The following is a 22,066-nucleotide window of genomic DNA, read 5'->3' on the forward strand; positions in this document are numbered from 1 at the left end:
GGCGTAATATTATAATCCAACATTCAATCCCAGCATAAATACCCGTGGTTTGGGGTAATCGTACAACGTCAGCCCCTGGTCGAAAGGTGAGCTGGAATTGGACACCTCAGGATCATACCCTTTGAATTTGGTAACCAGGAAAAAGTTCTGTACTGCCGCATATACCCTAAGGCGGCTGAGTTTCATGGCAGATACAGTTTTCGACGGGAATACATAGGAGAGCAGCAAATTACGGCCACGGATAAACGAACCACCTGTTACTTTATGGCTATCGTTATTGGTGGTATAATACGCATTGATAGGACGTATCTGCGCTATCTGTGTGTTCTGATTTGTTTCTGTCCAGGCATTCAGCACTGTTTTATAACTATTGGCAATGCCCTGGCGGTCTTCCGCAGAATGTATACTCCGGTCGAGTACATCGTTGCCATACATAAATTGTAAATCCACCGTGAGCGACCAGGCTTTATACTGGAAGGTATTCAGGAACGTGCCGTATCCGTCGGGGATACCTTTTCCGATGATAACTCGGTCAAGGTCATTGATGATCCCATCATTGTTGATGTCTTTGTATTTGATGTCGCCGGGCAACATATTATATTTCCTGGCTTCGTCGGCTTCCTTGCTGCCCCAGGTTCCAAGGGTTACTCTTCCAAAGAAAGAGCCAACGGGTTCGCCTACACGTACCACGCCATTGCCCATCAGAATATCTCCATTTGCCAGTGCCAGTACTTTATTTTTATTTACAGAAATATTAAAAGTGGTACTCCAGGAGAAGTGCTCCGTTTGGATGTTCGTGGAGTTGATACCAAATTCAATTCCTTTATTCTCCATACTACCTACGTTAGAGAAAATTTTGTCGCGCCCGGTAGTATAGGGCAGGGGAGCATCCAGCAGCATACCATCTACTTTTCTGCGATAGAGATCCAGTTCCAGGTTCAGCCGGTTTTTAAATAATCCCAGCTCCATACCGAAGTCAATCTGTTGGGTTTTCTCCCACTGCAGTCCCGGGTTAGCAATACGATCTACTCCCACACCGGAATTACGTGCACCATTAAAAACCACGCTATAGTTACCCAGTCCTGCCAATGCACGGTAAGGTGGTATTTCGGAATTCCCCGTAGCACCATAGCTGGCACGCAGTTTTAGGTTAGAGATGGCCGGGATATTCTTCATAAAATTTTCTTCTGTTACCCTCCATGCCAGAGCAGCAGAGGGAAAGAAAGCAAACTGGTTATCGCGTCCGAATTTTGAGGAGCCATCCATACGACCGGTAAAGGTGACTAAATACCTGTTGCGGAAGCCATAGTTAACACGGCCAAAGTAAGAATTCAACCCGTTAGCGGTACCTACAGACGAGGGGGGCTGTGGGCTGGAACCTGCGCCGAGGTTATAGTATTGATAATAAGAGTCCGTAAAGCCTTCTGTGTTGGCCTGGTTTTCAAAACGGTCGATATGTTGCCAGGATACCCCTGCCATGGCATTTAACGAATGTATTTTGGCAAAGTCGCGCGTGTATGTCAGGTAGTTTTCAAACTGCCACGAGTTATAACGGTTGTTATTGACAGAGGCATTTCCGTTATCAGAAATATACTGCATGCCTTTGGCGGCAAAGTAATCTTCCCGTTGGTTAATGATGTTTACCCCAACGGTAGATTTCAATTCCAGTCCAGGTGCTAGGTGTACATTGGCAAACATATTTCCCAACAGCGTTTGCGTGTGCAGTATAGAGATCCTGTCGGCTGCCACTCTCAGCGGGTTGTCGCCGCCTTCCATTCCCGGGTAATCCCGGTTGCTGGCCCATGATCCGTCAGAATATTTTACAGGGATGATAGGAAGTGCTTCCAATACCTGCCGCATCATGGTAATACCCCCGCCGTCTAACTGGTCCACCTGTTTTTCCCGTTGATCGGTATAGCTCAGTGTTCCGCCAATTTTCAGCCATTCTTTAATTTTACTGTCGAAAACAACGCGACCGGCATACCTGTCTTGCCACGATCCTTTTGCCAATCCCTCCTGGGTGCGGTAATTCAGAAATGCGCCGATACTTCTTTTTTCATCGCCGTCGGTAAATCCAAGCTGATGATTTTGGGTGAAGGCTTTTTGAAAGGATTGATCCTGCCAATCGGTGTCGTATAGCGGATTTCCCTGCGAATCAAATAATTTTGGATTAGTACGTTTTTTCCTGGGGTCGGTGTATTTCGTACCGGTGGCCCATCCAACGGGATCATATTTTTGTGCATTGGCATAGGCGAGATCTTCTACCGCTAAGAACTCTTTCGAATTGAGTAACGCCAGTTTCCGGGGCAGCACACCTATACTAAAGTCGGGATCATAGGTAATTCTGCCACCATTGGAAGTCCCTCTTTTGGTGGTAACAAGAATCACCCCGTTGGCACCGCGCGCACCATAGATAGCGGTAGACGAAGCATCTTTCAATACTTCAATAGAGGCAATATCATTAGGATTAAGATAGTCAATAGGCGTACTTCCATTACGTAAATCCACCGGGTTCAGTATTACCCCATCTATTACATACAACGGATTATTAGATACACTGAGAGAACTGGACCCACGGATACGGATATTGGTTCTGCCGCCCGGGCGCCCGGAGTTAGAGGATACATTTACGCCGGTAACGCGGCCGGATAAACTTTGATTCAACGATGAAGCGGGGCGTTCCTGCAGCGTTTCCGCCTTTACGGTACCTACTGCACCAGTGAGATCCGATTTCCTGGTGGTACCATATCCCACTACTACTACCTCATCAATTTTTTTTACCTGCGGTACCAGGGTGATCACCATATCTGTCGTTACTTTTACCTCCTGTGTAACGTAACCTATATAGGAAGTAATCAGTACCGCATTATCGGGCACCCCCTTAATGGTAAACCTGCCGTCAGCATCTGTAGTAGTGGCTTTGTTAACGTTCTTTACTTTTATGCTCACACCGGGTACGCCTGCGCCGCTCTCTTCCAGCACGCGGCCATGAACGTCCATCAGCGTTGCGTTTTGTGCGTGGATTGGTGTGACCACCCCCAGCAAGAGGAACAGGACTATATGAATAATTTTCTGGCGTAATGCCATCTGTTTGAATGTTACCGTAGAAAAGTGTTTCATAATTTAAAAGTTAACAGGTGAAAATGTTATTCCATATACATGATTGAGAAAGATGCTTTGAATAAATGAACATACAATGGTGTTGCTGCTGAAGATTTTCTGGTTGATGATTGTGATTTTGTTTTAAATAAATAATGAATCCTAACTTATTAAAATGGGAAAATGCTACATGCTATGCGGGTCTGGTTATGTATGATGATTCCCTGTACTGACGCCCGCGTTTTAGCGCCAGTACAGGGATGTAGCTATTTCTTTTCCATAGGATGTATTTTCAGCAGTTCCTGGGGAGAATAGAAATCTTTCTTGTTGATTATATCCTTTCTTACTTGTTTTACTTTTTCAGGAGAAACAGCTGCTGCGGTATTTCCGAAAGAGTTTCGGACATAGGTTAACACGGCAGCTATTTCTTCATCTTTTAGCAAGCTGCCAAAAGGTGTCATGGGTACTTGTCCGGGGTATGTTTTATTATTTACTTCAATAGGCCCCATGATGCCTTTCATCACCAGTTTGATTAATCGTTCATCGCTGCCGGTTACCCATGCAGAGCCGGCAAGCGGGGGAAATCCGGAATCGGGCAGCCCTTTGCCATCCGGCTGATGACAGGTCCTGCAATAGCCTTCTATTGCATAAATTTTTTGGCCCTGATTAAACAATGCCAGTTCTTTGCCTTTTAACCGGGTATTAGCGCCGTTCTCTGCTGCTTCTTTTACTTTTTCTCCTTTCAGGTGAGCGACGGCAGTTTCATAGGCATGGATCATCCATTCATCTAATGGCAATTTTTTAGCGGCTGCTAAAATAGGGAGACCTTTTTCTTTGCCTATCCACGAGGCGGCCACTATGGCCATGAGTCGTACACGGCTATTTTCATCCTGTGCGGCCTGCATCAGCAGGTTGGCCTGGTCTTTCACCTGGTGGCCGGTGTAGCGTACTACTTCCACCGCGGCTGCCCGCACATGATAATCCCTGGCTTTGAGTAATTGCCTTAACAGGTCCTGATCTACACGATCCAGTCCCCAGCTTACCCAAAGACCTTCCAGCAGGTGATGCTCATATCGCGGATCATTTTTATCCAGTTGTGCCACCCAGCTTTTCAAGTGAGCAAGTACCTGTGCACTGTCGCGTCCTCTGAGTTCGCGGCGGGTTCTGTAGCGGGTTCTGTATTCCGGTACTTTAAGATTATCCAATAGTTCATCTATACCGGCGCCGGCGATATGTGCCGGTTTTACCAGCGGCCTTGCCGGGTAGGTGATGCGGTATATTCTTCCATGTGAGTGATCTCTCAGCGGGTCACGGGCATTGTGCTGCATGTGGCCAATGAGGATGTTGTGCCAGTCGATGACGTATAAAGAACCGTCGGGCGCAAACTCCAGGTCTACCGGGCGAAAGTTGGGATCGCTACTCACCAGCAGGTCCATGCGATGATGGCTTTTGTAGCCGGTTCCATCGTCGGTGAGCGTATGCTCTTTGGTACCCAGGAAACCGATGGTATTATTGATCAGGAAATCGCCCTGCAATGAATCCGGGAAATGCCGGCTGGATACGAATTCCAGGCCGGAGGTAGGCCGTACTTTATGTTTCTCTTCTATCAACTGAACCGACTTATGTGTATGTTGGCCATACTTTGGCAGCACCGTTCCGGGCAGCATCCAGCGCATATCCGGACTGGATGTTTCCGCAAAAAAAGGTTGCCCCCAGTCATCGAAAGCGATGCCCCATGGATTGGGAATCTGTAATTGCGCCGTGCGTTCCAGCTGATGACGGCGGGGATCATACCGGTAAAAGCCGCCGTTGGAGGCGCGGATGGTACCGTAAGATGTTTCTACATGCGTATGCAGGAAAACGCCTTCTCCGGAATAAATGGCGCCTGATGGATCAGCCGTGAAAGCATGGCTGCTATGATGAGTGTCATGATCATCAAATCCACTCAGCAGTATTTCTTCTTTATCTGCTTTATCATCACCATCGGTATCGGTTAATATTTTAAGATTAGTTCCCTGTGCCACGTATACACCTTCCGGTGCAATTTCAAATCCGATAGGCAGGTGCAGCCCCTGCGCGAAAATCGTTTCTTTGTCGGCCTTCCCATCATTGTCAGTATCTTCCAGGATGATAATTTTATCATTGGGTTTGGGATCTCCTGGTTTATAGTGCGGATAACTCGGCATTACTGCTACCCATAGCCTGCCTTTGTTATCAAAAGACATCTGCATAGGTTTAGCCAGGTCAGGGAATTGTTCTTCAGAAGCGAAGAGCTCCACTTTGTATCCCGGAGGTACTTTAAGCTGGCGTTCTGCTTCTGCACCACTAAGATACCGCAGGTTGCCATCCTTCGGATTAGCGGGATGGTAGTTGGTTTTAACGGCCGGCAATACTTTGGTATTTTTATCTGCGGCGGCGATATCCATTTTTGTTCCTTTAGTCGCAGCTTGCCAAACAGCGGTATCCCTGATCGCCGTCATTTGCCGGATCTTCTCTATTTCTGCCGGGTAGTTATCTGGTCCATAAGGATCATAACGGCGTCCAAAGACATGTACACCGTTAGGAATTTTGTAATCATTGAGCCACATCCAGTTTTTTTCTTTCACCGCATCATGCACTAACGCCCTGTTGGCTTCCGCTTTGGGAGCTACTTTGCCGAAAATTTGATCAACCAGTAACAGGCCGAGTTTTTTATAACCGGCTGCGTTCAATTGCGAACCATCAACAGTCAGTTCTTCTTTAGTATCCTTATACCATTGCAACGATGGGGTAAAAGCGTCTACAAACAATACTTTGTTGGCAGCAGCTACTTTTTTCATTGCAGCGGTATATAAAGCCAGGTTTTCATTTTCTCTGCGTCCATCCGGGAGATCATATTTATCAGAAAGATTTTCAAACGCAATCGGTGAAACCAGGGCCAGCTTAGGAGCGCTGGTGCCGTTATACTTTTGTTGCAGCGTCCATTTTATAAAGGCATCTAATTCTGCTTTGTAATTATCCAGTCCTTCTTTTCCCTCAAACGATTCGCTGTAGCCGAAAAAGGCAACAATCACATCTGTTTTAAGACGGGTGAGCCATTGATCGGGTGTTTCAAAACGGCCCTGGCTGGGATTATCCATACCGGACACTTCTTTTGCCAGTTCCGGGCGGAATTTATCTGCACCGGGAAATGCCCATGGCGTATTTCTGCCTGCATGTGGCCGAAAGCCAGGAGTTTCTCCACCATCGCACATATTGCGGATGTGGAGTTGATAGTCCGGATAACGAATGTATAATTCCGTTTCAAAATTATCATAGTAGGTCATTCTTGATCCCAGGTTGCCTCCAATCAGGGAAATATGTAGATCTTTGGAAACCGTCAGCGGCGCATGTGCCTCGGGTTTACAGGCATCCAGTATCATTATTAGCAATAGAATGGACATCAGCGGTACGCGGGTACCGATCTTACATGTGCTCAGCATCTTGAATAATTTTTACAGGAATCAGAAAATGTTCTCTACTTATTTAGCCACGCGGTAAGGTACCTGTATATCAATTTTGCCTTTCCATTTTCGCGGTACTTTAAGTCCCAGTTCATAATGGATAGCGTTTATCACCAGCCGTTGGAAGGGTTCCTGCCGGAAGTCTTCCGGATGGCCCATGGTGGTCATAAATACGCGGCCGCCGAAACTATTGGTACCGGTCCATGCCACCGGGTTTTCTATGGCTGCTTTATCCGGGTTCACTGCTTTGCCCATCAGCAGCCAGGTAGAGCCTTTGGTAGGGTAGTCAGGCAATACGCGGTACAGCCACGAGCGAACATGAAAGTGTTTGGCAACACCAGTTAAGATTGGGTTATTTGCCTGGTTGGGAATAATACTTACATCAGTGCTGCTTTCATGACCGTAATGTGTATGTTGGGCTGCGCCACCCCAGCCCGGAGGCGCATTTAAAGCAAATTCTCCAAAGGCATTCCATTTCTCGCTGGCATGTCCTGCCGGGAAATGAAAGGCATGTGTGGTGGTACGGAATGCCATAACAGGCTTTCCTGTTTTCAGATAGGCTTCAATATGCGCCAGCTGACCAGGTGGCAGCCTGCGCCAACGCAAAAAGAAAACCGCCAGGTCTGCCTGATCCAGTGCTTCCAGCCCTGGAATATTTTCTTCACTGTTATAATCCGGTGCCGCTTTGAGCACAATTGTTTTCATGCCATAATCTTTCTCCAGTGCAGCGGCTATCAGTGGCAAGGTTTCCTCACTGCTGTACTCATGATCACCGGTAACGAAAACCACCAGTGGCTGCTTCTTCTGTGCAGATTGCGCCGACAATATCAGGTTGGCACATAACAGGAACAATAAACAAAAGCAAATTTTTCTCATTGTACGGCGTTTATTGGCTATAGTTTTTTATTAGTTGTTAGCGCGTGGCGATTATATATACTGTTGGGATCGGGATGATTGTTTGTTAACGCGGCAATCACATTTCCCACCGTAAGCAGGCAGATTTTTTTATACGTTTCTATCGTTAAACTTCCGGAATGCGGTGTAATAATAGCCCTTGGATGTTGTACTACCGGGAGCGACTGCACCGGCGGTTCTTCTGGCAATACGTCAGCGGCATAACCTGAAATTTTTTGCGTGTTCAATGCATGTAGTAATGCGGCATGATCCACCAGAGCTCCTCTTGCCGTGTTTATCAGCCAGGCATTGGCTTTCATCTGATGTAACTGTTCTGCGCCTATGATACCGTTGGTGTCGTTATTGAAGGGGAGGTGCAGGCTCACTACATCTGACTGCTGCAACAGTTCTTCTATTTCCATTTGTTTATATGGCACATCCCGTGCAGATCGGTTCCAGTATAATACCCTCATACCAAAGGCTTCAGCGAGCCGGGCTACACGCTGACCGATGTTGCCCATCCCTAATATGCCAAGCGTTTTGCCATTTAACTCATCACCGGTATATTGATTGCGCCAGCTCCAGTTGTTTTGCTTTACTTCGAAAACAGCAGTATACATATTACGCATGCCCATCAGCATCAGGCTCAATGTATGTTCTGCCATGGTGGCGGCATTACTGCCGGGCGCATTGATCACTAACACATTTCGCGCAGTGGCAGCGGCCACATCTACGTTATCCAGCCCTATGCCACAGCGGGCCACGACTTCCAGTTGCGGGCAGGCATCTATCAATGGTTGATTGATAAGTCCTTTCCCACGGGTGATGATAGCATGAATATTCCCATGCGCCAATGCTACCTGCAAACCGGTATCCTCATATCCTGTAAATACATTTACGGCGGCATGCAACTCCTGCAAAGCTTCCTCCGCAATTGTTTCCAGTAACAATACGTTTTTTTTCATCTGTTATTTGTGATATAAAGTAGCATCATCTGACCGGTATCCCCTGAAATCATTCCTGTTGGAAACATACAACCCTTCTTCATACAACTCATCGGTTAATATCCTCGGGTCTATGTCCTGTCCCGGTTTGGAAGAAATTTCCACCAGGTTACCGGCAGGATCACGTACAAACATCTGCATGGCGCCATCGGGTAGCTTTCTCACCTTTCCCCAGGGATGGATATCAATTACATTCAGTTCTTTCATGCGGAAAAAGATGCTGTTAAAATCGTCTATCTGTACACAGATATGTCCACGGAAGGAGGTTTTATCTTCCCACTCGGAAATATGCAGTTGTTGTTCTTCATTAAATTTGAAAAACATCACCGGGTAATCAAACCTAAAGGCAGCCAGCGGTTCCAGACCTAATTCATGCTGGTAGAATGCACCTGCTTTTTCCAGGTTGTCGACGATCAGCGTAACGTGGTTAATTTTAAGTGCTTTAGCCATATAATTATTTTCAGAGATCTTCTAATCTAAACTTTTTGTGTAAACTCCCGTACAAAACTCCAATTGGGGCTTACTCCCAGTCCAGGGGCGGTGGGCGCCACAATAACGCCATCTGTTACCGTAATTTTTTCGTTTATCAAATCATGCATCATAGGATTTCCCCCGAGAGAAAACTCGATGATAGTGGCGGAAGGAGAGGCAAATGCAACGTTGAGTCCTGCCATAAAAGAGAATCCCGATCCCCAGCAATGCGGCGCTAATTCCAGTTGATGTATACCCGCCATATGTGATACGCGGGCCGCTTCTGAAATACCGCCAATGATAGCCGCATCCGGTTGTATGATATCAATGGCCCTGATATCCACCAGCTCCCTGATATCAAAGCTGGTATACTCACTTTCTCCTGCCGCAATAGGAATATCTGTGGCAGCTCTCACTTCGGCAGTCCCTATCCGGTTATCCGGATTAATAGGTTCTTCAAACCAGTGAAGGTTGCAATCCCGTACGCCGCGACAGAATTGTTTCGCTTCCGGCACACTAAAGGTGCCGTGTGCATCCGCCATTAATTTAATATCCGGTCCCAGTGCGGCTCTTGCAGCTTTCACTCTTTCTATGCTATTTTGTACCGTATTATCCATGATGCCTACACGCATTTTAACACCGCGGAATCCTTTGCTGGTATAGCCGGTTAATTGTGCGCCAATGTTGGCCGCATCAGCCCAGCCGCCACTGGCATAGGCAGGCATCGTATCCCGGCAGGCACCTCCCAGCAAATCCATTACAGGAACATTCAGCATTTTCCCTTTCAGGTCCCACAACGCCGTATCAATACCGCTCATGGCGGATATCATGAGTCCTCTTCTGCCCAGGACCGGGAATTTGCGGCCCCTCGACAATGCATAATGATCACGTGTACCGTTATACATTTCTTCCCAGCAACGGGTAATATCTTTGACAGGTTTGCCCAGCAGAATTGGTTTTAATTCGTTTTCTATACAATTCACAATGGAAGCGCACACTCCTGAAGATCCCACAGCAGCCTTGGCTTCACCAAATCCCTGTAAGCCATCTTCTGTGGTAACTACCACCAAAGTCATATCAAAGTTTGCCAGTAATCCGTAGTCCGACGTGTGTTGTTTTTCCTTTGGAACGGGACAGCGTAACCAAAATGCCTCTACATTAGCTATTTTCATCGCTTCTTTAAATAAGTTTTGATAATGTATTAAATGACTTTGCTGTTAGCATGGTATAAAACGCTTCTGTAACGGCACTACTGCCATGGTCCACGAGGAATTTTTCCTGTTCCGGGGAAAGATTTTCCGGGTTGTTATCAATCGCATCCGGGTATGGGTTGGCAGGAGTACGATCCAATGGGGCGCAGAACTCTACTGAAAGCACATCGTTGTAGTTAATCTCTTTTAAAGTAGCCACAATCTTTTCCCAGTTAAGATGTCCCATACCGGGTGCCATCCTGTTATTGTCTGCCACATGAAAGCCTACCAGTTTGCCTTTGGCTTTCCTGATAGCCGCAAACATGTCTTCTTCCTCCATATTCATGTGAAAGGTATCCAGGCAAACACCACAATTTGGACCCACTGCTGCTGCCAGCGCCAACGCCTGTTCAGCCCTGTTGATGAAATAAGTTTCAAAGCGGTTAATTGGCTCAATGCCCAGTAATATGCCTGCTGCCTCACTATAGCTGTAAATTTCTTTCAGCGCCTCCACTGCCCATTTCCATTCTTCGTCAGGTCTTCCATCAGGGATAATTTTCCCAACTGTTCCCGGTACTACTGATACCATATGACCATCCAGCTCTTTTACCATCTTCACTACATCTTTCACATACTGTATAGACCTCCCGCGCTGCGCTTCATCCCGGGCAAGCAGGTTGCGCTCTCCCAGCATTAATGTGACCGCACCCCAGCAGGATAAACCATGGTGCTTCATCAACTTCCTGATGTGTTGGGTATCATATTGCTCAGGAACGCCGGCAATTTCAAGCCGGGTATATCCAAGCGATGCTACGCGTTGCATGGTGGTTTCAATCGATTCGGCTCTCATCCAATTGTGTATCGCTAATTCCATAACGTATCAGGTTTATAAGTCAGAATGGGTTTAAAATACATGTAAGTATGGATATTATTATATCCGTTCAACAGTACAGCGTTATCTACGTGGGCTTATAACGGGAATTTTTAAGATCATCACTGTATTGCAAACTTATTCAGCTTACAGTTGAAATAAAAGTACTTCATTTGCAAGATATTGATACTATATTTACCATAATCCCAATTTTGATGGTAGTAAAATAAATAGTGTACCAAATTTAGCGTTATGAAAGTGGCTTACAGACATATCTCAGCACCTGAGAAAAGCAGCGCTGCCACCTTGCCCTACCGGCGTATTTCCACACCGGAAGATGCCAGTTTTGTGATCAAGGAGTTTTGCCAGCCGCGCTTCACCAATACCTTTCACTTTCACCATGGATACGAATTAATCCTGGTGGTAAGCAGTTCTGGAAAGGTGTATGCAGGAAATAAGGTGGTAAATTTTAATGAAGGAGAGATTTATATGTTTGGGCCCGGGCTGGTGCATTGTTTTTGTAACGACAATGCAGTTGATGGCAACAATGAGGACATGGCCCACGCTATCATTGTACAATTTTCTGAAGATTTTCTTGGTAAAGAATTCTTTGAAAAACTGGAATTGAAAAAAATAAAAGACCTGATGCAGCTCTCGGAACATGGGCTGCAATTCCGGAAAATACCTGCTGCGCTCCGTCATCTTTTTTTCGAGTTTCAACCCAACCAGCAAATGAAAAACCTGATCCTGCTGCTACAATTGCTGGATGAGCTTTCCCTGCAGGATAGAGATCATCTGTCGCTATTGACAGAAGATCCCCGGAAAGTGCATTACAAGGATGCCGACTCTAAGAAACTGACGGGCATCTTTAAATATGTACTGGAAAATTATCAGCAGCAGGTAGATAGCAAATCAGCGGCATCATTGGCTTGCATGAGTGAAGCGGCCTTTTGCCGCTACTTCAAAAGAAGAACAGGCAAAACTTTTTCGCAATTTGTGAATGAAACAAGGATAAGTCATGCTACCAAACTGTTGATCGGCACAGATCAGGGAATCGCTGACATCTGCTATGCCTGCGGGTTTGATAATATTTCCTATTTTAACCGGCAGTTCAAAATTTACCAGGACCAGTCGCCCCGCGAATACCGCAAAGCATTTGAAGAGAGTAATGCCAGCGCTCCAAGCTTCCGGTTCACCTGAAACTGTATAACCATCCAGGGAAGAAATACTTGAACATCAGTAACGGCTATACGTAGATAGCCTGGTAGCATCTAATATATTGATCCGGTAGGGATAGATGTGATATAGCAGTTATTGCTTTGGTTGTTGTATATATCAATCAATCATCTGCTCCGCAATTTTTGCTGCAAAGTCATCCAAACTGATTGTTCCGGTATTACTCAGGATAATAATGGTAGCTTGATTTTCCAATACATGAAATAGCATGGCCTGTGCTCCCATAATACTGCCTGGCCGCTTTATGATCGTATAGTGTTTATGGTGAATGTCATAATCTTTGTAAACCCAAACACCATAACCATATTCATCTGGTCCTGAGGTGAACATCAGGTCGAGTGTTGACTGTTTCAATAATTTCTTTTCAAACAGTGCACGGGTAAACTTAAAGATATCATCAGCAGTGGAATACATTGCACCGGCAGCGTACCAGTTTTCCGGGTACACCGGGAGGTCGTTTACCATTGTTTTAATATCATCCCGGTAGAAATAGGTAGCTGCAAGCCTGGGAATAATTTTTTGCTGATAGGCTATACCGGTATTATTCATTAATAAAGAGTCCAGTATATTCACCTGGAGATACTGCTCAAAAGTTTTCCCGGTAATATGCTCAATTATTTTCCCCAGGATGATATAATCAGCATTGTTGTAATCCCACTTTTTGCCTGGTTCATTTACCAGCTTGCCACTGCTAAAAAGAGACAGCATTTCATCGGTGGTATGTGGTATTTGATATTGAGGCATACCATTTTTAAGTGCTGATTCCAGTGTTAGGCCATCATCCATATTCCGGATGCCTGAAGTCATATTCAACAGCTGGGCGACCGTTACTTTATTGGCTGCATCTCCTTTATACTCCGGCAAATAAGTATCGATTGACTTATTCAAATCAATTTTACCCTGTTCATAGAGTTGCAGGATTAATACAGCAGTAAAGGCTTTGGTGATGGAAGCAATTTTATACCTGGTATCAACGGTATTGGGGACACTCATTTGAAAATTGGCCATCCCAAAGCTTTTTTTATACCCGCATTTATGCGCTTTTGCCAGCAGTATAGTACCGTTAAAATTATTTTTAACTACAAAGGAGTCAATGAAATGATTCACTTTCGAAGATTGTCCCCAGGCCGGACTGGTAAGAACAAAAGAGAGGATGAGGTAAACTATCTTTCTCATGATAAGCAGCGTTATTCATTATTTTGGATGTAGCAGGATAGAAAGCTACAATAATAAACAATTGTACCAGGAATGAAGATCAGTATTTCCTTTGTTTTTGCATATCCATCAGCATACGCGCGAAGTGCGGATCCATTGGGGTAATTCGCCCGGTAGTGAAAGAGATGCCTATGCTTCCCGGAGGTGGTACCATCCCGCCCAGACCAAAGCCTGATACAGCATAATACAGGGCAGGTTTTCCTACTGCCGCCTGGATATTTCCAATGGATGCGCCGAAACTACCGCCTTTGCTGATATTCAGCGCTGTGCCAAAGGTTGTTTCATAACGGAGAAAACTATCGGCCGGAATTGTTACATCTTTGCCATTTATTTGTAAGGGCATGGCTTTTCCGTTGTTGCCGAAAATATATACCACGTTCTTTTCCTCGCGGTCTGTATTCCGCTGGAGTGCCGAGTCATCTGCAAAGAAGAAATCGAGTGTTAATGCCGGCCTCGTTGAATCTGTGTCCGTGTAGGAGTGGAACATAAATGTGTTGGCGCCTGATTTCATACCGCGATGTACCGCTAAAGCGCACAGCCTTGAAAGCGCTTTGCTTTCCATGGCAACAGCCGTGGAAGAAATGGTAGCCACATATTCCAGCCCTGATGTATCAGCGGTGTTGCTCCAATAAACTATCTCGCGCGATTTTTTTTTGCGTTGAAAGGTGTCAGATTTTTTCAGTATCTCTACTTTCTGGCTGTATACATGGCCACAGCAGAATACCAGGAAGGCTAGTACAAGGTAAGGGAGCTTCATGTATGCTATTTCTTCAAAGTAAATAAAAAAATGTGAATGTAGCGCCTTACTCCGAAAATCTTCCTTCACTTGATAATCTTGTTTTTCCGGAGGAAGGAGGGCATTGAAAAAAATGCGTCCACCAGCCAGGTGGACGCACAAGTAATCTGCATTTGCAGCATCCTGCATCATTATTTTTTATCCCGCATTTTGCGCAGGTAGAGGGCTATACGATTTTTATCGCCAGCCGGCGGGCCCTTGTCACGCAGGCTTTCAGCGAAGATGGAATTGAATACTTTGACTACTGGAAACCCCAGTTGCTCCTGTACCCACAGGTTATCGAGGCCAGTTTAACCAGGTGTGCTGCAAGACCGGTCCCAATAGGGCCGGCACCGATAATACCTGTTTCCATGGTGCAATTTTTTAGATGCGTTATTTAGGAAGTCCTCCGCCTTTAGGATTGGGTTGCCCTTTACCGGTGGTGATCAGGTCACGCAGGCTGTTGTTGATATAGCCACTCCAGGCGTTATGGCATATATCATAACATTCATAAGCAGGTACCAACCCGCGATGGGTGAAATGAACGGCTGTCTGATTTCCTTTTTGAGTGATATCAAATTCGAGATGAGTGTTAATCCACTCAGTTTTATCTTTTGTAAAAGTGAAATCATTTTCCAGTACCTGCCATACCACTTTTTTGTCCGGCACTATTTCTACCAGTTTCATTCTGCAGGTATGAAGACCAGTCACTTCATAGAAAAACTCATCATGGAGCTGCGTGGTGCCACCAGTAATGTTTTCGGACCACCAGCCACGAATATTCGTGATAGCCTGGAATACGTCATGTGGTGCTTGTGGTACCACAAAGGTAGTGTTGAAATCAGGAGTTGCCATTTGGATGTTTTTTAATTAGGTAATTTGTTATTCAGTAAGGTTTCCAGTTTTTTCAGTTTGGATGCCCAGAAATTATCGAAGTAAGAGAGCCAGTTCTGTAATTCACGGAACCCATCGGGCTTCAATGTACAGTAGCGTTCCCGCCCGATATCCCGGATGGAGATAAATCCTGCGGTATGCAATATTTTGATATGTTTCGAAACTGCAGGGCGACTCATATCAAAGTTGTCGGCCAGGCTATTGATCGTTAAACTATCTTCCGACAGCAGCATCAGCATTTTTCTCCTGCTGGGATCACTGATTACCTGGAAGGCATCAAGCGTTGGTGTGGCCATGTTGGAGGGTGTTTATGCGGTCGGCAATTTTATGCAGATTCTTCAACCAGCCATCTTTCAATGCAGCAAACATGCTGAGGTTTTCAGTTTCAGAGAAACCGCTATGTTCTAAAAATAATTCAGTGCCTTTGTCTTTGGGCTCCAGTCGCCACCTCACTACCGAATCAATAGCAATTTTGCCTTCGCCGGGACCACATTTCCAGGAATATGTCAGCCTTTTCAGGGGAACGATCTCCAATACTTTGCAGTAGAAAATGCCGTCGAAGTCCAGGCTGGGTATAGGCCCTGTTCTGAATTGAAAGTCGAGGCCCACAACAGGCTGGAAATCGTTTTTCATCAACCATTGTTCCATTAGTTCCGGTTTGGTCAGGTAGTCCCATACCATCTGTGCAGGGTGCGGAAAAAAGAATTGATGTTTAATTGTGTTTGCCATGATATGTAACTTTTAAGTTACCTAAAGATATATGTAACTTTTGAGTTACCCAAATTTTTTTCAGGAAAAGGGAATAAAGCAGGAGGCCATCCCGCGTAACAGGATGGCCTCATCTTTATAGGGAATGCGATTATTTACTGAGGTCGGTATACTTATACCGTGTAATGTACCCGGCTGTTTTGGTGCCTCCCGCTGTAGCCTTGTACCAGCTGGTATCTGCAACGGTCAGTTGTTGATTATCCCGGTCACGGGTATACGAAATGAAATCTGTTTCCGCACCAAGGGTATTGATGGTAGACCGGTTGGTTATTTCACGTGCAGAAAGCAGGTGCGCGCTGCCGCCCTGGTCGCCCAGCAAATAATAAGGAAATGCCAGTGTTTTGCGTGCATTCGCCACATCATTATAGCCATACTGGTGGCTCAGTGAAAGTACTTTTAGATGGTTAGCCACATCCCAATTGAATTGCTTCTCAGTGGCCACGCTATTCCCGTCCCAGGTATACTCCAGTATTTTGTCGATTTTCCCTGATCTGACTTTTACCAAGGCCACCACTTTATTATTCTCATACACCAGGGAGTCGTAGTTGGTGGTAGCTTGTCCGGGTGCATAGGAACGGGTGAGCAAATTGCCGGCATACCGGAATTCCAGGATGGTGGCAGGCGATTCTACTCTGCCGTTTTGCCGGTTCAGTTTTACCAGCTTTCCGTTATCATAAACGAACGTCAGCAAATCATAATAGGTTAGTCCGTTGTCGACAGAAAACTCTTCGGCCGTATGCAGGGTTTTATCAGCGTTATATGTGTACAAAACGCTGTCCTGGTTCTTTGTCACTATACCATCTCTTACCTGCGTAGCTATTGACGTGGTAATATACCAATCATTGGCAGGCGTAACAGTTTCTTTTTTGTCCTTTTTTTTGCAGCTGCTTATAAGCATGGTCAGGGCAGCAAAGCCCAATATGAGTTTCCTCATTGTTTTAGTTTTTTGGGGTATAAATAAATGTTTGGCATACTGGTATTAGTCGCAGTATAGGTTTATATGCCTGCAAAGTTAGCAGTAAAGCGAAAATATACAAAGTAAAGATAGAGAGAAATTATTTTGTTGAGAGGAAGGTCAACTCATCTGATTATTCCCGGCGTACATTTTCTTTATCGGCCAGAATAGCGGTAGCAATGGAGTTCCCATTTTTATACGTTACATTTATCGCAGTAAAAATCATGGTGGCATAGCCATTACAAAAATAGCATGACATGAATCCTCCGGAGCACCTCCCACTGATCAAAGGTGAAATAGCAGATTACTATTATGATCCTGTTGGTATCCTCTATTCTTATTCTAAAAATATTAAAAGAACAGTGGAAAATATTACCGGCAATATTGCCCTGGTGAAACAGATCACGGGCAACCGTAAAGTGCCGCTATTGATTTACCTGGCTAAATCCCCGGTGCCAGACAAAGCCACGCGGCAATTTTCCGGTGAACAGGTGCCGGAAGTATATACGGCTATGGCCATGGTGTCCAAGCCGGGATTATCTGCTTTAATTATGAAGTTGGTATTCGCTATGAAAACGCCACCTATTCCCATGAAATCATTTACGGATGATGCCGTCGCCCGGGAATGGCTGATGCAGTATGTTTAATGCATTACATTACCGGGGATTAAAGCACCGCAAAGAAGTGATTGGGAAAGCCTAATGCAGAAAGCAAAAAGCAAAAAGCTATTGTAGCGAGTGACTAGTGCGTATAAAGATCCGCTATGGTCAATCGCTACAATAGCTTTTTGCTTTTTGCTTTTTGCTTTCTGCTTTACGCTTTCTGCTCCTTAATATCATTTCCTTCCCGCCGTTAAATATCTTCTCACCGGTGTATCATATACCACCATCACCAGCCAGCCAAAGCCAACCAGGAGCAGTGTTCCCAGGACAATAACCAGCGACAGTTGTGTAGCATTGGGATGATATGCATTGAACCAGTTGGCAAATATCCACATAGCAGCATAGTGGCTCATATATAGCGGGTAAGATATTTTCCCTGAAAAAACACAAAGCTTTTTCAATGAAGGAGCTAATTGCGCACCTGCACCCAGCGCGATGAGCAATGGGAAGTACACCAGTACTGTGAGCAGTTCCGCCAGCCAGTTCCATGTAAAGTAGGGTTGAAGAAATGCTGCCAGCAGCAGTACGGTAAGACCAATAAAACCTAACCTGTTTTTGATAATTAAGTTAAAACGGAACACAATTAATCCGGCGAGGAAAGAATAAGAGATACGTGCGCAACCTTGCCAGAAAGTATCTTTACTCCATCCACCCATCAGGTTACCGGTATGAAAAGCTACATACGAAATGGCCGCTGCGGCTATGATAGTCAATATTACCAGGTAGCGGCGGGGTAGCCGGCAAAGTACCAGGGCATAGAAAATATTCGCCACATACTCCCAGAATAAAGACCAGGCCGGTGCATTCAATCCAAACAGGTTAAAGTAACGGTCAGGCATAAACGGGTAGGGGATCAGCAACAGGGAGCAGATAAAAAACAGGCTTATTTCACCAACAGAATAAATAGCTGGCGGCAATCCGAACGGATTGATCAGGAAGCCCAGTAAGCCTAACACACTACCTGCTATGACCAGCGGATGCAAACGGATCATACGGGATATAAAGAATTCACGTATGCCCATTTTACCTATTCGGTTATCGTACGCATAGCCAATCACAAACCCGGATAAGCAGAAAAAGAAATCTACTGCCAGGAAGCCGTGTCCGATAAAGTTTTTGCTATAATCGGTAATGATGATTTCCATGAAGTGAAATACGACTACAGAGATGGCAGCAATTCCCCTTAACCCATCTGAAATTTCAAAGTGTTGTTTCGTTTTTAATAAAGATTCGTTCGCCATCATTGATCACTGTTTAGTTTAATGCGTCCACAACGGGGTTGCCTGAAAAAGCGGGTAAGATACATTGAACATTTTATTTTTTAACAGGAAAGGTGTTTTGAGGTCCAATGATGGCGGCTTGACAACTTAAAGATTGTTATGTGGTTCTGGTAATCAGTTCATTAAGTATGGGAAGTCTTCAGGCATACGATTTATACCGTATTTTCATGGCCACCACCTAGTTACTATTTAATCTATACTGTATGAAAAAGTTATTATTAGTAGTATGTAGCGCTGCCCTGATGCAGGGTGTATCAGCGCAAACAAAGGACTTCCCTGCCTTTCGTATTTCGGTGAATGGCGGCTATAGTTACCGGCTTGGTAAGATTGGTTCGCAGTTTAATGGAGAAGCCAGGGATTATCTAAAGAAATTGAAGTCTGGCTTTAACATTGGCGCAGATGCCACCTATTATTTTCAAGAGAAAATGGGAGTAGGGCTGAAGTATAGCCGTTTTCATGCCTCCAATAGCGGGGTATTTCCTATTCCAGGCGGTAACGTAAGCACCTCGGATAATATCAGTATCAACTTTATCGGCGCCATTTTCGGTACCCGTTTGTATAACAAAGCCAAAACCAATGCCTTTTATGCTAATGTAGGCCTGGGGTATCTGGGATTCCGTAATAACTCAGCAGTAGCCATCAACAAAATGATTTTAAAAGGTGGTACGGCTGGCACTAGCCTGGATTTGGGCTATGATTTCCGCATTACACGTTATCTCTCTGCAGGCGCCCAGGCATCATTGATCACAGGAACGTTGAGCAGCATCAAAATAGAACAGTCTAACGGCACCAGCAGTGTTGATCTGAAAGATGATGAAAAAGAGAACCTGACTCACCTGAATCTTTCTGCCGGCATACGCTTCACTTTATAAAGAAAAAGGAACTGGCCAGTGATTTTCTGAAAATTTTGTTAAATTTGCGCATTATTTTAAGAGAAAATAGTAATGCACAGCGTGGTAAAGGAACCATCCGCGTTTTGCACGTATGACGAATCAACAACTATTCATGCACTGGCCGAAGGCCTTACCTTTTCAATAGACAATGCCCTGCACCCGCTATGCCAGCTGGCGGCAGACAAACTACAGTCACATCTGCAGTATCAGGAGGAATGGACGCATAATTTCGGGTTGTCATCTGATGCAGAAGGGGTGATTATAGGAAAGATGTTCGGTGTATTGGCCGTTCGTACAAAAGAAGATGAGCTGGGATACCTGGCGGCATTTTCAGGTAAACTGGCAGGTGCTAATCACCATGCAGGCTTTGTACCGCCCATATTTGACACGCTGGCAGAAGGAGGTTTCGTGAATACGGGAATGACCCAACTAACGCAAATGAGCGAGGAAATTACCGCCCTGGAATTGTTTGACCCCCAAGGCAACGCCGCGGAAATCCATCTCCTGAAAAATTTACGTAAACATCATTCTATCTCTCTGCAAAATAAAATTTTTGACCAGTACCATTTTTTGAATAAATCGGGAAAGTCAAAAAGCCTGGTGGATATTTTTGCCGCTACCGGCCATAAGAGGCCGCCTGCAGGCGCAGGAGAATGCGCTGCACCCAAGCTGCTCCAATATGCATTTCAGCATGAAATGGAACCCCTGGCACTGGCTGAATTCTGGTGGGGACTATCGCCGAAATCCGCCTACTGGCAACACGGACATTTTTATGCCCCCTGCCGCGAAAAATGCGGACCTATACTGGCGCACATGCTGAGTAATTAGCTGTACGCTTATTTTTTAACCCTTTAAAACAACAGGAATCACCCTTATTTAATGCATCCCCAAAAAATTAAATCAAAATGAACAAGTACGAAAGATTAAAAAATGAACTCGAAGCCATCGGTACCGGAAAAATGAAAGCCTTCGGCACCTCTATGTTGCCCATCCTGAAAAGCGGCACCCTGCTGACTTTTATCAAAGCAAGCGAATATGCCATTGGCGATATCGTATTCTGCAAAGTCAAAGGCCGCTATATTGATGCACATAAGATCACTAAAAAAGATCAGCACAAAGGCTACCTGATTGCGAATAATCACGGCTATGAAAATGGCTGGACGAAAGTCATCTATGGAAAGGTAGTCACCGGGGAATTCGAAAACCGCGTCATTTATTCAAAATGATCCGGGAAGAATTTCCCTCTTTTTATTCCAGCAATAAGTTTTCCCGCCCCGCAAATAATTCCCTGATAAAAGCCTGTAGCTGTTCTCCCGCAAAAGTAATCGTTGATTCATGGGAGCAGTAAATTACCCAGTTATAATCCTCATCACAATAAGCACATTCTTCTTTTTCCGGCCGGAAATCGCCGGAGGGAATAGCTGTGATGATACCTTCTTCTGTTATCTCCAATACATAAGGCGCGGCGTAAGCACTGATAAAATGGGTGAGTGCCGCATAGTCATTGGCAGTAAGGTGGGTGGTATGGAGATAGATAACGCCTGTAGGACACTTGGGATCAACCGGATCCCAGTAGTTACCATCATAATTCCAGCGTTCCAGTAATTGCTGATCTACTGCCTGTTTGTCTTCTTCGTTTAGCCGGCGACGGTAGGGAAGCGGTGGCGTTTGTGCCAGCGCTTCAGTGGTGATGTGGTGTATGAAATCAATGAATTTAGCCCGCTCTTCCGCGATGGCAGCTGCTTCTACAGGGTGTTCTATTTCTGCTGAAAATGGAAGTTGTGCAGTCCTTCCAATTTCTGCTAAGGTATCACGTGACACATCATTTTGACCGGTCAGCAATTCTATTTCGCCGAGTATGGCCTGCAGTATATTATAGCGGGGGAATAAGTTGTAGTCATTATCGGTATACGTATACTCCGGAAAATCTTCACCCGTGCGTTCCTGTTGATACCGGTTCGTCCAGTAAGTAATATGCTCCATACAATAGCGGCGGGCCGCTGTCATCAATGCGTCTGAAAAGGTCATGTTGCAATGATAAGAAAATAATCAATGAAACTGCAAATACACCGCGTAGTGGCGATGTTGGAGGAGAAAAAGCGTTAACATTAGATAACAGAAGCAGCCTCAGTCTGGCACAGTTTTATCATTTACTATAACAACGAAAAAATTAAACAGTCTGCAGATGTTTAACCTTACATTATTCATCACGTATCTTCAAACCTGACAATCATGAGAGCGTTTAAATATTTCATTGTTTCCGTAGTATTGATAGCCGGATTAAGTAGTTGCCTTGTAGTCCGCGACAGGACCGGGTATTACCGCCCTTACCATCACCACCATTATTATCACGGTTATTACAGATAGTTGTGATCCT

At 45.1% G+C, this 22,066-nt stretch carries 21 protein-coding genes; 6 read left to right on the forward strand and 15 right to left on the reverse strand.

Annotated features, from left to right (window positions below):
* Positions 1-9: 9 nt before the first annotated feature.
* The 7 genes from J7623_RS28860 to J7623_RS28890 all read right to left on the reverse strand — a co-directional run bounded on the left by J7623_RS28860 (position 10) and on the right by J7623_RS28890 (position 11,014).
* A complete protein-coding gene (locus J7623_RS28860; protein WP_291927833.1) occupies positions 10-3,120 on the reverse strand; it encodes a TonB-dependent receptor in 3,111 nt (1,036 codons plus the stop codon).
* Positions 3,121-3,365: 245 nt separating this feature from the next.
* Positions 3,366-6,560, reverse strand: coding sequence for a PVC-type heme-binding CxxCH protein (locus J7623_RS28865; RefSeq protein ID WP_291927835.1), 3,195 nt, complete (start codon positions 6,558-6,560; stop codon positions 3,366-3,368).
* A 39-nt stretch (positions 6,561-6,599) separates the two neighbouring features.
* On the reverse strand, positions 6,600-7,457 hold the full coding sequence (locus J7623_RS28870) for a ThuA domain-containing protein (RefSeq protein WP_291927836.1): 858 nt from the start codon (positions 7,455-7,457) through the stop codon (positions 6,600-6,602).
* A 17-nt stretch (positions 7,458-7,474) separates the two neighbouring features.
* A complete protein-coding gene (locus J7623_RS28875) occupies positions 7,475-8,440 on the reverse strand; it encodes an NAD(P)-dependent oxidoreductase (RefSeq protein WP_291927839.1) in 966 nt (321 codons plus the stop codon).
* 3 nt (positions 8,441-8,443) lie between these two features.
* Positions 8,444-8,929, reverse strand: coding sequence for a VOC family protein (locus J7623_RS28880; RefSeq protein WP_291927842.1), 486 nt, complete (start codon positions 8,927-8,929; stop codon positions 8,444-8,446).
* 26 nt (positions 8,930-8,955) lie between these two features.
* Positions 8,956-10,122: a mandelate racemase/muconate lactonizing enzyme family protein gene (locus J7623_RS28885; RefSeq protein WP_291927845.1), complete on the reverse strand. Its 1,167-nt coding sequence runs from the start codon at positions 10,120-10,122 to the stop codon at positions 8,956-8,958.
* Positions 10,123-10,129: 7 nt separating this feature from the next.
* Entirely contained in the window at positions 10,130-11,014 is an 885-nt protein-coding gene (locus J7623_RS28890) for a sugar phosphate isomerase/epimerase family protein (RefSeq protein WP_291927848.1), read from the reverse strand.
* 249 nt (positions 11,015-11,263) lie between these two features.
* On the opposite strand from J7623_RS28890, the gene J7623_RS28895 reads away from it, so the two are divergent.
* Positions 11,264-12,211 carry an AraC family transcriptional regulator gene (locus J7623_RS28895; protein WP_291927851.1) on the forward strand — a complete coding sequence of 316 codons (948 nt, stop codon included), beginning with the start codon at positions 11,264-11,266 and terminating at the stop codon, positions 12,209-12,211.
* A 135-nt stretch (positions 12,212-12,346) separates the two neighbouring features.
* Here J7623_RS28895 and J7623_RS28900 read toward each other — a convergent pair whose 3' ends face one another.
* The 6 genes from J7623_RS28900 to J7623_RS28925 form a co-directional block, all read right to left on the reverse strand.
* Positions 12,347-13,423 carry a serine hydrolase domain-containing protein gene (locus tag J7623_RS28900; protein WP_291927853.1) on the reverse strand — a complete coding sequence of 359 codons (1,077 nt, stop codon included), beginning with the start codon at positions 13,421-13,423 and terminating at the stop codon, positions 12,347-12,349.
* 79 nt (positions 13,424-13,502) lie between these two features.
* Positions 13,503-14,219: a hypothetical protein gene (locus tag J7623_RS28905; protein WP_291927856.1), complete on the reverse strand. Its 717-nt coding sequence runs from the start codon at positions 14,217-14,219 to the stop codon at positions 13,503-13,505.
* A 411-nt stretch (positions 14,220-14,630) separates the two neighbouring features.
* A complete protein-coding gene (locus J7623_RS28910; protein WP_291927858.1) occupies positions 14,631-15,092 on the reverse strand; it encodes an SRPBCC domain-containing protein in 462 nt (153 codons plus the stop codon).
* Positions 15,093-15,103: 11 nt separating this feature from the next.
* Entirely contained in the window at positions 15,104-15,427 is a 324-nt protein-coding gene (locus J7623_RS28915; RefSeq protein ID WP_291927861.1) for a metalloregulator ArsR/SmtB family transcription factor, read from the reverse strand.
* On the reverse strand, positions 15,408-15,860 hold the full coding sequence (locus tag J7623_RS28920) for an SRPBCC domain-containing protein (protein ID WP_291927863.1): 453 nt from the start codon (positions 15,858-15,860) through the stop codon (positions 15,408-15,410). Before J7623_RS28920 ends, J7623_RS28915 begins: the two co-directional genes overlap by 20 nt.
* A 130-nt stretch (positions 15,861-15,990) precedes the next feature.
* On the reverse strand, positions 15,991-16,833 hold the full coding sequence (locus J7623_RS28925; protein ID WP_291927866.1) for a hypothetical protein: 843 nt from the start codon (positions 16,831-16,833) through the stop codon (positions 15,991-15,993).
* A gap of 278 nt (positions 16,834-17,111) precedes the next feature.
* On the opposite strand from J7623_RS28925, the gene J7623_RS28930 reads away from it, so the two are divergent.
* Positions 17,112-17,501, forward strand: coding sequence for an STAS/SEC14 domain-containing protein (locus tag J7623_RS28930; protein ID WP_291927868.1), 390 nt, complete (start codon positions 17,112-17,114; stop codon positions 17,499-17,501).
* A 188-nt stretch (positions 17,502-17,689) separates the two neighbouring features.
* On the opposite strand, the gene J7623_RS28935 is transcribed toward J7623_RS28930, so the two are convergent.
* Positions 17,690-18,760 (reverse strand): acyltransferase, encoded by a 1,071-nt coding sequence (locus J7623_RS28935; RefSeq protein WP_291927870.1) that lies wholly within the window; start codon positions 18,758-18,760, stop codon positions 17,690-17,692.
* A gap of 239 nt (positions 18,761-18,999) precedes the next feature.
* Here J7623_RS28935 and J7623_RS28940 point away from each other — a divergent pair, with 239 nt between their 5' ends.
* The 3 genes from J7623_RS28940 to J7623_RS28950 all read left to right on the forward strand — a co-directional run bounded on the left by J7623_RS28940 (position 19,000) and on the right by J7623_RS28950 (position 20,915).
* Positions 19,000-19,668, forward strand: coding sequence for a hypothetical protein (locus J7623_RS28940; protein ID WP_291927872.1), 669 nt, complete (start codon positions 19,000-19,002; stop codon positions 19,666-19,668).
* 81 nt (positions 19,669-19,749) lie between these two features.
* Positions 19,750-20,517, forward strand: a complete 768-nt coding sequence (locus J7623_RS28945; RefSeq protein ID WP_291927874.1) for a pseudouridylate synthase — start codon at positions 19,750-19,752, stop codon at positions 20,515-20,517.
* 77 nt (positions 20,518-20,594) lie between these two features.
* Entirely contained in the window at positions 20,595-20,915 is a 321-nt protein-coding gene (locus J7623_RS28950; protein WP_291927876.1) for a S24 family peptidase, read from the forward strand.
* Between the two features lie 22 nt (positions 20,916-20,937).
* Here J7623_RS28950 and J7623_RS28955 read toward each other — a convergent pair whose 3' ends face one another.
* On the reverse strand, positions 20,938-21,717 hold the full coding sequence (locus J7623_RS28955) for a hypothetical protein (RefSeq protein ID WP_291927878.1): 780 nt from the start codon (positions 21,715-21,717) through the stop codon (positions 20,938-20,940).
* Between the two features lie 204 nt (positions 21,718-21,921).
* On the opposite strand from J7623_RS28955, the gene J7623_RS28960 reads away from it, so the two are divergent.
* Positions 21,922-22,056, forward strand: a complete 135-nt coding sequence (locus J7623_RS28960) for a hypothetical protein (protein ID WP_291927882.1) — start codon at positions 21,922-21,924, stop codon at positions 22,054-22,056.
* Positions 22,057-22,066: the final 10 nt, after the last annotated feature.

It is taken from the genome of Chitinophaga sp., assembly GCF_017745275.1.
In the GTDB taxonomy this organism is placed as follows: Bacteria; Bacteroidota; Bacteroidia; order Chitinophagales; family Chitinophagaceae; genus Chitinophaga.